The organism is Stenotrophomonas sp. CFBP8994, from assembly GCF_034044835.1.
Lineage (GTDB): Bacteria > Pseudomonadota > Gammaproteobacteria > Xanthomonadales > Xanthomonadaceae > Stenotrophomonas > Stenotrophomonas rhizophila_A.
Window position 1 is genome coordinate 203,432 of record NZ_JAXCWT010000006.1, and the last position, 13,167, is coordinate 216,598.

The window sequence follows — 13,167 nt, forward strand, 5'->3', positions numbered from 1 at the left end:
CTGCCCGGCGCTTGACCTCAATCACGGTTGAGGTGGCACAGTGCGCGGAATCCTCCCGGAGTGCCCAACATGCCCCACGCCGCATCCCCGCCTTCGCAGCACGACCTCTGGAACGGCCCGGCCGGCGATGCCTGGGTACAGGCGCAGTCGCTGCTCGACGGCATGTTCGCCGGCTTCGAGCCGGTTCTTGCCGATCCCATTGCCGCCGAGCCCGATGCGCGCGTGCTGGACGTCGGCTGCGGCACCGGGGCGGTCTGCCTGGCCATTGCCGATCGGCTGGGTCCGCAGGGCCGCTGCAGCGGGGTGGATATTTCCGCGCCGATGATCGCCGTGGCGCGCGAGCGGGCGCTGGCGGCGGGCAAAACCATCGATTTCGCCGTGGGCGATGCCCAGCAGCATCCCTTTGCCCCCGCCAGCCTGGACCGCATCGTGTCGCGGTTCGGGGTGATGTTCTTCGATGATCCGGTGCGCGCGTTCGGCAACCTACGGCAGGCGCTTCGGCGTGGTGGCCGCCTGCATGCCATTGCCTGGCGCAGTCCGGCCGATAATCCGTTCATGACCACCGCCGAGCGCGCGGCAGCGCCGCTGCTGACCCTGCCGGCACGGGCCGAAGGGGGGCCGGGACAGTTTGCGTTTGCCGATGCAGGCGTCGTGCGGAAGATCCTGGATGACAGTGGTTGGGATCACATCGACATCGCCCCGCTCGACGTGGAATGCAGCATCGCCCGCGACGCCTTGCCGACCTACGTGTCGTTGCTGGGACCGGTCGGACAGGCACTGCGCGCCGAAGGGCTGGATCCGGACGTCCGGCAGGGGGTGCTGTCGACCGTGGTCGACGCGTTCGCACCGTTCGTGCGGGGTGATCGGGTGGTGTTCACCGCCGCGTGCTGGTCGATCCGGGCCGCGTGACCGCGAAGCGGCCAACACCCACGTCACCCCGCGGCCGCCATTCGTCCCGGGTGACCGTCATTCGGCCCCACGCCAATGACAGCAAGGGTTGACGAGCACATGCTGGGTTCATCGCCCTCTGCCTGTGACTGCCATGAAACGTCGTGACTGCCTGAAAGCCGGGCTGGCCCTGCCCTTGCTCCCGCTGGTTCAAAAAGCGGCCGCGGGCAATTCAGCCGGGTCAAGGAATGCCCTCGCCCGTGTCCGTCCCGGTACCGCCGGGTGGCCCTCTGCCAGCGAATGGGACCAGCTCTCCAACGCCGTCGGTGGACGGCTGTCGATCCCGGTGTCGCCCTTCCTCGGCGATGCCGGCACCCGCGCCGAGGCACTGGCGCAGATCCAGAACCCGTTCTTCATCGGCGACCAGCCTGGGTTGACCCAGACCAGTGGCTACCACGGGGCCTGGCTGTCGCGGCCCAGCGCGCGGGTGGTAGCTGCCGCCAACAGCGCCGATGTCGCCGCGGCAGTCGACTTCGCGCGGCGGCACCGGCTGCGGCTGGTGGTCAAGGGCGGCGGGCACAGCTACCACGGCACCTCCTGCGCGCCGGATTCGCTGCTGGTCTGGACGCGCGCCATGAACGCGGTGGAACTGCACGATGCCTTCGTGGCGCAGGGCGCGCCCGCCGGTACCGCCGCGCAGCCGGCGGTCAGCCTCGGTGCCGGGGCGATGTGGATCGATGCCTACGATGCGGTCACCACCCGCGCCGGCCGCTACGTCCAGGGCGGCGGCTGCACCTCGGTGGGCGTGACCGGGCTGGTCACCGGCGGCGGCTTCGGCAGCTTCTCCAAGGGTTTCGGCACCGCAGCGGCCAGCCTGCTCGAAGCCGAAGTGGTCACCGCCGACGGCCGTGTGCGGGTGGTCAACGCGACCCAGGATCCCGAGCTGCTCTGGGCACTGAAGGGCGGCTGCGCCGGCAGCTTTGGCGTGGTGACCCGGATCACGCTGCGCACCCATGTACTGCCCGCCACGTTTGGCGGGGTGTCGATGAAGGTGCGGGCCGACAGCGACGACAGCTTCCAGGCGCTGGCCGCCGAAGTACTGCGCTTCTGCCGCGATGCCTTGTGCACGCCGCAGTGGGGCGAACAGCTGCGCTTCGACAGCCATCGCACCTTCGGGGCGTCGATGGTGTTCCAGGGGCTGAGCCAGGAACAGGCCGCCGCGGTGTGGGCCCCGTTTGAAGCGTGGGTGGCCGCGCGCCCGCAATACACCGTGATCGATCCCCTGCAGGCGTTGGCGTTGCCCGCCCAGCACATGTGGGACGCGGACTTCTTCCGCAAGCATGCCCCGACGCTGATCGCCGGGGACACCCGCCCGGGCGCCGCGCCTGCCCACATGCTCTGGAAGGGCGACCAGGGCCAGGTGGGCTGGTACCTGCATGGCTATGCGTCGGCGTGGATGCCCTCGGCGCTGCTCGGCGATGCACAGCGCGATGCAGCGGCGGCAGCGATCTGCAGCGCGGCCGCGCACATGCCGGTCGAACTGCACTGCAACAAGGGGCTGTTTGGCGCCCCGGCCGACGCCCTTGCCGCCAGCGGCGACACCGCGACCCATCCGGCGGTGCTGGATGCCTTCGCGCTGGCGCTGATCGGGAATGCCGGTGGCCCGGTGTACGCGGGCAGTGGCGGAACGGTGGATGAAGCCAAAGCCCGCGAAGGGGCAGCGCGGGTCGGGCGTTCCTACGCCGCCCTGCGCGCGGTGCTGCCGCGTGCACCGACCTATGTGTCCGAGTGCGACTTCTTCCAGCGCGACTGGCAGCAGTCGTTCTGGGGCCCGCATTACCCTCGCCTGCTGGCGGCCAAGCGGCGCTATGACCCGGACAGCCTGTTCGTGATCCATCACGGGGTGGGCAGCGAGGACTGGAGCGCCGATGGCTTCGAACGGCGCAGCTGACGCGGCGCCCGCACTGGCTTAGGCTGCGGGGCACCCGCCCGCTGCAGGAGTCCGCCCCGTGCCGTCATTCACGCTCGCCGTCCCCGCCCTGCTCTGCCTCTCCATCGCCACCGCGCTGTTGCCGGTCACCGCCGCTGCACAGGCTGCACCCGCTACTGCAGGCGTGCCGCACGCGCAGAGCTTCAATGCACTGCTCGATGCGCAGACCATGGCCGCGATCAAAGCCGATCCCGAACTGAAAACCCTGCTCGGGATCAGCGGCGACGGCGCGGCCGATACCTCCGACCGGCTCACCGACGTGTCGCTGGCCCAGCGTGAGGTCAACCGGCGCTTCCTGGCCGACAACCTGGCTGCGATCAAGGCCTGGAAGGGTGCACCGCTGGACCCGCAGCAACAGCTCAGCGACGGCCTGGCGCGCTGGTTCTACCAGGCACAGATCGACCTGATGGCGGTGCCGTGGGCCGCGGCATGGCTGCCGGTGGGGGGCAGCACCTATGCGGTGGACCAGTTGTTCAGCCTGCCGGTGAACCTTCCGCAGTTCTTCGACAACCAGCACGCCGTCACCGATGTGACCACGGCGCGCCACTACATCGCCCGCCTGGACGCCATGGGCAGCAAGCTGGACCAGGTGCGCGCAAACGTGGACATGCAGGCCGCGCAGGGCGTGGTGCCGCCGGAACTGGCCCTGGCCGGCGCGGCCAGCCAGTTCCGCACACTGCTCAAACCGGCGCCGGAGGACAGCCTGTGGGTGGCTTCGCTGCAGCGCAAGCTGGACAAACTGCCGGCGATTCCGGTCGCCGAGCGCGCCGCGCTGCTCGAACAGGCGACCGTGGCCGTTCGCGATTCGGTCAACCCCGGCTACCAGCGCCTGCTCGACCGCGTGCAGGCACTGCAGGCCACCCACCCCGGCAACAAGGGCATGTGGGCGCTGCCGCACGGCGATGCGTTCTATGATGCGGCCCTGCGCTGGTACACCAGCACCGACCTGGGCGCCGATGCCATCCACCAGATCGGCCTGGACGAAGTGGCGCGCCTGGAAAAGAGCATGGACGCGCGCCTGCGCGAGATCGGCCTGCGCGATGGCACCGTGGCCGAGCGCATCCGGGCCCTGGGCGACGATCCGCGTTACCGCTACGCCGACAGCGATGCCGGCCGCAGGGAACTGATCGGCGATATCGAACAGCGCCTGCGTGACCTCGACCCGCTGCTGCCCACCTACTTCGGCCACCTGCCGCCGCAGAAGCTGCTGGTGCAGCCGGTGCCGGCGCACATGCAGGCCACCTCGCCCGGCGGCTACTACTACCCGCCGGCGATGGACGGCTCGCGCCCGGGCACCTTCTTCATCAACCTGGGTGACATGGCCTCCAACACCCGCTGGAGCACGCCCACCCTGACCTACCACGAGGGGTCGCCGGGCCACCACTTCCAGATCTCGATCGGGCAGACCCTGACCGACCTGCCACTGCTGCGCCGCAGCCTCAATCCCAGTGCGTTTTCCGAAGGCTGGGCACTGTATGCCGAGCAGCTGATGGCAGAAGCCGGCGTCTACCGCGACGATCCGGCCGGCGACATCGGCCGCCTGCAGGCCGAGATGTTCCGCTCGGTGCGCCTGGTAGTGGACACCGGCCTGCACCGCAAGCGCTGGACGCCCGAGCAGGCCGTGGCCTACATGCGCGGGAAGACCGGCATGACCGAGTCCGACGTGCGGATCGAAGTCAACCGCTACCTGGTGCAGCCCGGCCAGGCCTCGTCCTACAAGATGGGCCAGCTGCGCCTGCTGGCGCTGCGCGCCAAGGCGCAGAAGCAGCTGGGCGATCGCTTCGACATCCGCGCCTTCCATGATCTGATCCTCGGCAACGGTGCGATGCCGATGACCGTGGTGGAGCAGGCCGTGGACGCGTGGGTGGCCGGTGGTGGCGGTGATCCACGTCGCGCGCCGTGACCGGTAGAAATACCTAGGCCGCGTCGGTGTAACTCCGGTTGTCCGCTCCGTAGCGGGTGCGCACAGTGGGGCATGGCCTGCCTGGCAGGCCCGGACCCACAGGAGAGCACCATGCGTCCTTGCCGTTGCTGCCTGCTGCTTGCAGCCTTGCTGGCCGTTCCGCTGGCGTCGCATACCGCCAGCGCTGCGCCGTCCGTTGCCGATACCGCAGCGTCCGCCGCCGTCGATCCCGAGGCCATCGGCGCGCTGACCGGCATGGGCAAGGCATTGCGTGCGCTGCCACAGTCCAGCATGGCCGCGACCACCCGCTCGGTGGTGTACTCGCTGCCGGTGGACTGCACCACCATCGTGGTGGATGGCATCGGCTATCAGCAGTGCAGCAATGGCTGGTACCAGCCACGCTACGTGGGCACCACCGTGCAGTACATCGTGGTGGACGCGCCACGATGACGCTGCAGCACCCCTGGATCTGGTTCCTGGCCCTGTTCCTGGTGCCGCTGGTGGCCGCGTTGGTGGTGAGCCTGCTGGTGCGCAAGCGCGGCATCACCGCCAACGCAGTGCTGGCCTGGTTCGTGCTGGTGTGCTGGATCGGCGCACTGGCCGTAATCCTGTCGCAGGTGCTGTAACGCCTTCGGCGTACCGGGATGCGCTACAGCGATTGCCCCAACTCGATGAACACCACCCGGTCGCCGCCTTCGCGCATGCCCAGGCCGAAGATCAGCGGCCCGATCCACGAATCGAAGCCCAGGAACAGGCTGCCGTTCCATATCCCATCGCTGATCGACATGTCCGAACGGCGCTGCCAGGCATTGCCGTACTCCACCGTGCCACCGACCTGCGCGGACCGGCCCAGCACCTTGCCCAGTTCATAGGTGTAGCCGGCAAACCCCAGCGCATAGTCCTGGCCGGTCAGCTGGTTGTGCTGGAACCCGGCCAGCCGCCAGCGCCCGCCCAACCGGTAGATGCTCTGTACCGGTGCGGTGCCCGAGGAGGTCACGTGGTAACGCAGGCCCAGCTGCACCGCGCTGCGTCCGAACGGAAACGCGCCCACCGCATCCAGGTCGATCTGGCCGAAGCGGGTATCGGCACCCAAGGCCTCACGCGACTGGTAGGTCCCCAGGTTGACCAGGAAGCCGTCGCGCGGGAAGTACAGGCTGTCGATGTTGTCGTAGGTGACGCTGGCGGTCAGCCCACCGTCGTCGAAATCGGTGCTTGGCACCCGGGGCGAGCCGATGTCCATGCGCGCGCTGCCGGTGTATCGCTCGATGCCGGCGCGTACCGACAGCACGTTGGACACATTGCGCACCAGGTCCACGCCCGCACCGGTGCGGCTGACCCGGTAGCGCGAGGTTTTGTTGCCCGCGTCGTCGAACACATTGAAGCTGCGGGTTTCGTAACCGCCCAGGGCTTCGAACGCGTAGCGGTTGCCCACGTCGAAGGGATGGTAGTAACTCCCGCGTATCGCCGGTTCGCTGCCCACCTGCAGGGTCACCCTCGCCTCGGCGCCATACGGCGACAGCGGCGCGAACAGCAGGCCGGCGCGCAGGTTGCTTTCGTGGTTGCCATCCAGGTCGTTGCTCAGGGTCCAGCCGGCCTCCAGGTAGATCGGGCCGTTGGGCTTCTCATACGCGGTGATCACCACCCCGACCTGGCCGTCGTCGCGGCGGTCCTGCTCGTAGCTGATGCTGGCCAGGGTATCCATGCCGTACGCACGCAGCACGCCTTCCTGCATGGCCTTGCTGTCCAGCGGCTTGCCGAGTTCCACCGGCAGGTAGGACAACAGCAGCTCATCGGCATAACCGGTGTGGTTGCGGACCTCGATGTAGGCGATGGGCGCAGGAGCCGACGGCGCAGCGCGCGTTTCGCGGGTGGCGTACCAGCGCTGGTACACCGGCGCCGGCTGCGAGAAGGCACGCAGCGCTGGGGCCGCCTGGTCCGCGGCCTGTTGACCGATCGCCAGCGCTTCGGGCGCCTTGTCGAAATCGCCGGTAGCGACCTTGCCGGTAAGCTGGGGTGTGATCAACAGATCCTGCGGGCCGAGCGTGTCGAGCTGGCGCTGGGCATTGCGCGTGGTCAGAAATCCACTGAGCTGCCCGATCACGTCCACCAGGCTGGCGTCACGGTCGAGCGCGCTGAGCGGCGTGCCCACATCCACCGCGATCACCCGGTCGGCGCCCATCGCCCGCACCACGTCGATGGGCACCTGGTTGGACACGCCGCCATCAAGCAGCACGCGCCCGTCGATGGTGATGGGCCGGAAGATGCCGGGCAACGACATGCTGGCGCGCATGGCCATCGGCAGGCTGCCGTGGTCCAGGATCACCGCTTCGCCGGTGTTGAGGTCGGTAGCGATCGCACGGAACGGAATGGACAGGTCGTCGAAATCACCGGTGACCCGGCTGCCGCCGGTGGCGGTCTCGAAAAGCGCGATCAGACGTTCTCCCTGCGACACGCCGCCGGAGATCTGCACCCGTTTGCCCTGCCCGCCCAGGCCGATGCCGATCGGCGCCAGCTGTTGGTAGTCGTCGGCCTTGCGCTGCAGCGACCGCTCGCGACGCGGCAGGGTGTCACTGAACATCGCCATCCACTGCGTATCCAGCACCACCTGCTCGATCTGCGCCGGCGTCTTGCCGGACGCATACAGCGCACCGACCAGCGCGCCGGCGCTGGTGCCGGCAATGCAGTCCACCGGAATATGCAGCGCCTCGAGCTGGCGCAGGATGCGCACATGGGCGATGCCGCGTGCACCGCCACCGCCCAGCGCCACGCCGATGCGGGGACGCGTGTCGCCACTGTCGCGGTGACCGCACTGCGTGCCGTCCAGCGTCGTGGCCGGCCCGGCGGCAAGCGATGCACCCGGCGCCAGCAGGCAGGCCAGCAGCAGGCGCATGCCCGCAGGCGTGGGAATCGCCAAGAGGCACCTCGATGGAAGTGCGCGGCGCCGGACCGGTGGGAGGGATGGGCCCCGGTGCGGCGCCGCGCGGTGAAACGTCGAAGGGTGTCAGCGCATTACCTGGCCGGTGCACTGCCCGGCGGGAAGCCGGCGAACAGCTTGTCCAGGCCCGCTTCCACCGCCGCGTTGGCCCGCTCCGGTGAGCTCGGCACCGTGGCGCTGGCCGTGCCGCGCCAGACCGCCTGCTTGCTGCGCGCGTCGAACATGTCCACCACCAGCGTGCCCACGTCATAGGTGCGCACCGTGGTGGTCGCGCTGCCCATGCCCATGCCACCGCCCCAGCCACCGCCGCGCCAGCCCCAACCGCCCATGTTGCTGCCGCTGTAGAAGGTGTCCAGGGTCTGGCGCTGGCTGGTCACGATATGCGCGGCCAGCGCGACGTCGCCGTCGCTGGGGGTCTGCCGCCAGCCACGGGCCGCCAGCCGCGAGTCAATGCCGTCCACGATGCGCTGGGTGATCAGCGGGGAGCCACCTTGCGGCTTCATCGCCCAGCTGTAGGTCTTGAACGAGGCGAAGTTCGCCCCCGGATCGAAGTCGGTGTGAACGGTTGGCGTGGTGGCACAGGCCACCAGCGAGGTGGCGAGGACCGCGATCGCAAAGGCTTTCATCACACGACACTCCGGGCAGTGAATTGGCTTCCAGCCTAGCCCGCGGCCAGCTCATGGTCATCCGCATAACTACGCAGCCCAGCCAGCAAAACTACCGGTTACCGCGCCGGCATGGGGCCAAGGGCCAATTGCTGGCCGGGTCCGGCACGGGCGATCTTGACCGCCAATGACCAAGCGAGCGCCAGTGGTTGCGGTGGTCGACGACGAAGACGACGTGCGGCTTGCACTGCGCCGGTTGCTTCGCTCGGCCGGGTACGACGTACTGGCCTACGAATCGGGGTCGGAGTTCCTGCGCCATGCGGCCAGCAGCCTGCCCGACTGCGTGGTGCTGGACCTGCGCATGCCCGGCCCCAGCGGATTCGAGGTGCAGGCCGCGCTGCGCGCCCAGCAGCTGGCGATCCCGGTGGTCGTGTTGAGCGCCGACGACAGTGCCGCCAGCCGCCACCAGGCGCTGGCCGGGGGCGCCGACGCGTACCTGTGCAAACCCGTGGATGGCGATGCGCTGATCAACGCCACGCAGGCGGCGATCGAACGCGGCGCGCGCAACCCTCCCTCCCCCCCGCGCAGTCGGCCGGAGTCCCCATGAACCGTCCCCGCTGTTCCGTCGATGCTTCCGCCGCCACGTGGCTGCTGCCCGCCCTGCTGCTCGGCGCAGCCCCCGATGCGCACGCTTCATTTCTCAGTGGCGAGGCGCTGGATACGGCGGCCAACGTGATCGCCTGGCTGGCCCTGGTGGTGGTGCCGGTGGTCCTGATTGCAGTGTTCTGGATGGTGCACATCCTGCCCGAGAAGATCGCGCACAAGCGCCACCACCCGCAGCTGGATGCGATCAAGACCCTGTGCCTGCTGTCACTGCTGTTCGGTGGCCTGTTGTGGCCGTTGGCGTGGCTGTGGGCCTATACCCGCCCGGTGCTTCACAAGCTGGCCTATGGCACCGACCAGATCGACCACGGACACGGCGACGCCGCACTGGCGCCCCTGCACGATGCCCGGGTGGTGCCGGTCGAACCGGACCTGCCCACCCCCGTGGACGCGTCTGCGTGGCAGCAGCGGGTAGATGCACTCGAACGGCGCCTGGCGGAGATGGAGCGCCTGCGCCCGGGCCCGTCTACACGGCCGGAGGGCTGAACCATGGAAGTCATCCTGCTGCTCATCTATTCGTTCTTCGTCTGGCTGATCTTCTTCAAGTTCAAGTGGCTGCCGTGGAACTTCGTGTCGCAGGTGGTCGTGGTCTCATTGCCGATCTTCGCGATGACCGCGCTGATCCTGGTCCTGAACGTAGTGGCACCCTCCTCCTCGGACGTGCGTGCGATCAACTACGTGGTGCAGGTGGTGCCGCGCGTCACCGGGCGGGTGATCGAGGTGCCGGTGGAAGCCAACCGCCCGGTGCGCAAGGGCGAGGTGCTGTTCCGCATCGACCCGGTGCCCTACCAGCAGCAGCTGGCGGCGCTGGAAGCGAAGCTGCCTGAACTGTCGGCCAAAGTGGACAGTGCCGATGCCTACCAGCGTGAACTGGGCGAACAACTGCGCGGCGCGCGCGCCACCCGCGAGGCGTTGGCCGTGCGCCTGCAGCTGGCCGAACGCCGCCAACGCCAGACCGGTGAGCTGGCCAGCAGCGGTGCCGGCAGCCGCTTCGACCATGAGCAGGCACAGACCGAAGCGGCCAGCCTGCGCTCGGACCTGGTATCCACCACCGCGCAGATGGCGCAGGTGCAGCAGAAGCTATCCGCACAGACCCGCGACGGCGAACTGTCCGAAGTGGCGCAGGCCCAGGCCGGCATGGTCCAGCTGCAGGCGCAGATCGTGGAAGCACGCTGGCAGCTGGAGCAGACCGTGGTGCGCGCCCCGGCCGATGGCAGCGTGATCAACCTGCAGCTGCGCGAAGGCTCCTACGCCGCCAGCCTGCCGTTGACCCCGGTGATGACCTTCGTCGAGCGCGAGCAGTGGATCCTGGCGATGTACTCGCAGAACGAACTGGGCAACGTGGCGCCGGGCAACGAAGCGGAAATCGCGCTGAAGGTCTATCCCAACCGCATCATCAAGTGCCGGGTGGATTCGGTGGTGTGGGCATCCGGCACCGGCCAGCTGCCGATCAGCGGCATGATTCCGCAGACCGGCACCAGTCCGCTGCCGCCGGGGCGCATCGCGGTACGGCTGCGCCCGGACGGGCGCGACCGCGATGTGTTCATCGCCATGGGAGCACAAGGCCAGGGCGCGATCTACACCGAGCACGGCAAGCTGATCCACATCGTGCGCCGGGTGATCCTGCGCGTGGGCAGCAAGCTGGATTGGCTGGTCCTGAAGCTGCACTGACATGACCGCACCGCGCCGCCGCTGTGGTGCCCTGCCCCGCCCGCTGATGCTGGCGCTGGCCCTGGCGCTGGCCGGTTGTGCCACCGCGCCGGAGCCGGGCAGCGAGCAGATCCGCGCCGACGCGCTGGCCACGGTGGCCATTCCACCGAACTGGTCGGCGCAGGCCAGCCAGGCCCAGGTCGACCGCGGCTGGCTCGACGCGTTTGCCGACCCGCAGTTGACCGCTCTGGTGCACGAAGCGCTGGCCCGTAATCCGGACCTGCTGATTGCCGCGGCGCGGGTCGAACAGGCCAATGCCCAGGTCGACATCGCCCAGGCCCAGCTGCGCCCCGCCATTGGCTTGATCGGCCGCGGCGGCTCCAAGCCGATCGCCGACCTGGTGCCGCTGCTGAGCGGGTTGATGCTGCGCCTGAGCTGGGAGATCGATCTGTGGGGGCGCCTGCGGTACGCACGCAATGCCGCCATGGCCGCCAGTGATGCGCAGAACGCCGACTACCGGTATGCCCAGCAATCGCTGGCCGCCAGCGTCGCACGTGCATGGTTCACGGTGACCGAAGCACGCCTGCAGTACGACATCGCCGGACAGATGGCCGGCAGCGGCGAGCAGCTGGTCGGCCTGGCCGAACAGCGCGAACGGGTGGGTGCAGGCAGTTCCAATGAAACCCTGGCCGCGCGCGCCAGCGCCGCCAGCTACCTGGATGCCCGCCAGCAGGCCGACCTGGCCACCCACAGCGCCAGCCGCGCGCTGGAGATCCTGCTGGGCCGCTACCCTGGCGCGACGCTGGCCGCGCCGGCCGCGCTCACCGCGCTGCCCGGCGAAGTGCCGGCCGGCATGCCCATCGATGTGCTCAACCGGCGCCCGGACCTGCATGCCGCCGAACGTCGGGTGGCGGCCGCCTTCGACCGGGTTGGCGAGGCGCGCGCGGCGATGCTGCCCACGCTGTCGCTGTCGGCCGGCTACGGACGGCTCAGCAACGCGGCCGTGCGCACCCGGGACGACCTGGAACAGACCACCTCCAGCGTTTCGGCCACCGGCATCATGCCGCTCTATACGGGCGGTGCGCTCAGCGGCCAGGTGCAACTGCGTTCGGCCGAACAGAAGCAGGCGGTGGCCGACTACGCGCGGCGTGCGTTGCTGGCGCTGGGCGAGGTGGAAGACGCACTGACCGCCGAACGCGTGCTGGCCGAGCGCGAACAGCTGCTCGGGCAGGTGCTGGCCAACAACGAACAGGTGGTGCGGCAGGTGCGCGATTCCGAACGGATCGGCCGGGCCGACCACCGCGCGGTGGCCACCCAGGAAATGCAGGCGCTGGCCGCACGTTCGGCGCTGCTGGGCGTGCGCCGCGAACGGCTGAGCCGGCGCGTGGATCTGTACCTGGCCCTGGGCGGCGACTACGCCACGGCAGACGCCGCGGCGCCTGCCAGCCCGCCCTCCCCCTCCCCGGAGTAAGTGCATGTACTGGATGCTGCTGCTGGTACCGCTGGCGATCGCGCTGCACTACCTGCTGCCGGGCAACGCCCTGCTGGTGTTCGGCGCCACCGCGCTGGCGATCGTGCCGCTGGCGGCGCTGATGTCGCGCGCCACCGGCGCGCTGGCCACGCGGCTCGGGCCCAGCATCGGCGGCCTGCTCAATGCCACCTTCGGCAACGCCGCCGAATTCATCATTGCGCTGGCGGCGCTGCGCGCCGGGCTGCACGGCATGGTCAAGGCGTCCATCGCGGGCACCATCATCGGCAACATCCTGTTCGTGCTCGGCCTGTCGATGGTGCTGGGCGGGTTGCGCCACGGCCAGCAGCGCTACGACGCCGCCAACGCCCGCATGCAGGCCACCATGCTGACCCTGGCGGTGATCACCCTGATCCTGCCGGCGTCCTACCGCGCGGTGGTGCCCGAGGCCGATGCCGCGCTGCAGTCGATCAGCCTGGTGCTGTCGGTATTGCTGCTGCTGGTGTACCTGGCCACCGTGGTGTTCACCCTGCGCAGCGCGGCAAGCGAGGGCAGCGGCCCCGCCGCCGGCCACGGCCACGATGCCGGCCTGTCCAACGCCCGCGCCCTGCTGCTGTTGGGCGGCACCAGCATCGGCATCATCTGGATGAGCGAGATCCTGGTCGGCGTGGTCGAACCGGCCAGCCAGCAGCTGGGCTTCTCCGATGCATTCACCGGCGTGTTCGTACTGGCCGTGATCGGCGGCGCAGCCGAACAGGCCACCGCGCTGGTGGCCGCACGCCGCAACCAGATGAGCCTGAGCCTGTCCATCGCGCTGGGCTCGGGCGTGCAGCTGGCGCTGCTGGTCGCGCCGCTGCTGGTGCTGCTCAGCTACGTGATCGGTCCGCAGCCGATGAGCCTGGAGTTCGGCCCCGGCCTGGTGCTGAGCGTACTGGTGGCGGTGATCATCACCGGTCAGGTCGCCAGCGACGGCCGTGCCGACTGGTTGCGCGGGGTCCAGCTGCTCGGGCTGTACGTGATCCTGGCCACGCTGTTCTGGTTCGTGCCGGACACGGGATCATGACC

Annotated in this window: 12 protein-coding genes; 10 read left to right on the top strand and 2 right to left on the bottom strand. The window is 69.4% G+C overall.

The window, feature by feature from the left end; all coding sequences use genetic code 11:
• The first annotated feature begins 69 nt into the window (after positions 1-69).
• The 5 genes from SOM39_RS17070 to SOM39_RS17090 all read left to right on the top strand — a co-directional run bounded on the left by SOM39_RS17070 (position 70) and on the right by SOM39_RS17090 (position 5,407).
• Positions 70-909 carry a class I SAM-dependent methyltransferase gene (locus tag SOM39_RS17070; RefSeq protein WP_320459050.1) on the top strand — a complete coding sequence of 280 codons (840 nt, stop codon included), beginning with the start codon at positions 70-72 and terminating at the stop codon, positions 907-909.
• A gap of 133 nt (positions 910-1,042) precedes the next feature.
• Positions 1,043-2,839, top strand: a complete 1,797-nt coding sequence (locus SOM39_RS17075) for an FAD-binding protein (RefSeq protein WP_320459051.1) — start codon at positions 1,043-1,045, stop codon at positions 2,837-2,839.
• A gap of 58 nt (positions 2,840-2,897) precedes the next feature.
• The gene (locus tag SOM39_RS17080; RefSeq protein WP_320459052.1) at positions 2,898-4,781 is read left to right on the top strand and encodes a DUF885 domain-containing protein; all 1,884 of its coding nucleotides are present in this window, start codon (positions 2,898-2,900) and stop codon (positions 4,779-4,781) included.
• Between the two features lie 111 nt (positions 4,782-4,892).
• The gene (locus SOM39_RS17085) at positions 4,893-5,231 is read left to right on the top strand and encodes a hypothetical protein (RefSeq protein WP_320459053.1); all 339 of its coding nucleotides are present in this window, start codon (positions 4,893-4,895) and stop codon (positions 5,229-5,231) included.
• A complete protein-coding gene (locus SOM39_RS17090; RefSeq protein ID WP_184123379.1) occupies positions 5,228-5,407 on the top strand; it encodes a hypothetical protein in 180 nt (59 codons plus the stop codon). Before SOM39_RS17085 ends, SOM39_RS17090 begins: the two co-directional genes overlap by 4 nt.
• Before the next feature lie 23 nt (positions 5,408-5,430).
• Here SOM39_RS17090 and SOM39_RS17095 read toward each other — a convergent pair whose 3' ends face one another.
• Both SOM39_RS17095 and SOM39_RS17100 read right to left on the bottom strand, forming a co-directional pair.
• Complete coding sequence (locus SOM39_RS17095; protein WP_320459054.1) at positions 5,431-7,695, bottom strand: patatin-like phospholipase family protein; 2,265 nt, start codon at positions 7,693-7,695, stop codon at positions 5,431-5,433.
• 95 nt (positions 7,696-7,790) lie between these two features.
• A complete protein-coding gene (locus tag SOM39_RS17100) occupies positions 7,791-8,342 on the bottom strand; it encodes a DUF4136 domain-containing protein (protein ID WP_093535802.1) in 552 nt (183 codons plus the stop codon).
• A gap of 166 nt (positions 8,343-8,508) precedes the next feature.
• Here SOM39_RS17100 and SOM39_RS17105 point away from each other — a divergent pair, with 166 nt between their 5' ends.
• Genes SOM39_RS17105 through cax form a run of 5 tightly spaced genes read left to right on the top strand, consistent with a single transcriptional unit; the run spans position 8,509 to position 13,165 of the window.
• On the top strand, positions 8,509-8,928 hold the full coding sequence (locus SOM39_RS17105; RefSeq protein WP_320459055.1) for a response regulator transcription factor: 420 nt from the start codon (positions 8,509-8,511) through the stop codon (positions 8,926-8,928).
• Entirely contained in the window at positions 8,925-9,470 is a 546-nt protein-coding gene (locus tag SOM39_RS17110; protein WP_320459056.1) for a DUF3302 domain-containing protein, read from the top strand. Before SOM39_RS17105 ends, SOM39_RS17110 begins: the two co-directional genes overlap by 4 nt.
• A 3-nt stretch (positions 9,471-9,473) precedes the next feature.
• On the top strand, positions 9,474-10,655 hold the full coding sequence (locus SOM39_RS17115) for an HlyD family secretion protein (RefSeq protein WP_320459057.1): 1,182 nt from the start codon (positions 9,474-9,476) through the stop codon (positions 10,653-10,655).
• Position 10,656: 1 nt separating this feature from the next.
• Positions 10,657-12,105 (top strand): efflux transporter outer membrane subunit, encoded by a 1,449-nt coding sequence (locus tag SOM39_RS17120; protein ID WP_320459058.1) that lies wholly within the window; start codon positions 10,657-10,659, stop codon positions 12,103-12,105.
• Between the two features lie 4 nt (positions 12,106-12,109).
• A complete protein-coding gene (cax, locus tag SOM39_RS17125; protein WP_093535810.1) occupies positions 12,110-13,165 on the top strand; it encodes a calcium/proton exchanger in 1,056 nt (351 codons plus the stop codon).
• Positions 13,166-13,167: the final 2 nt, after the last annotated feature.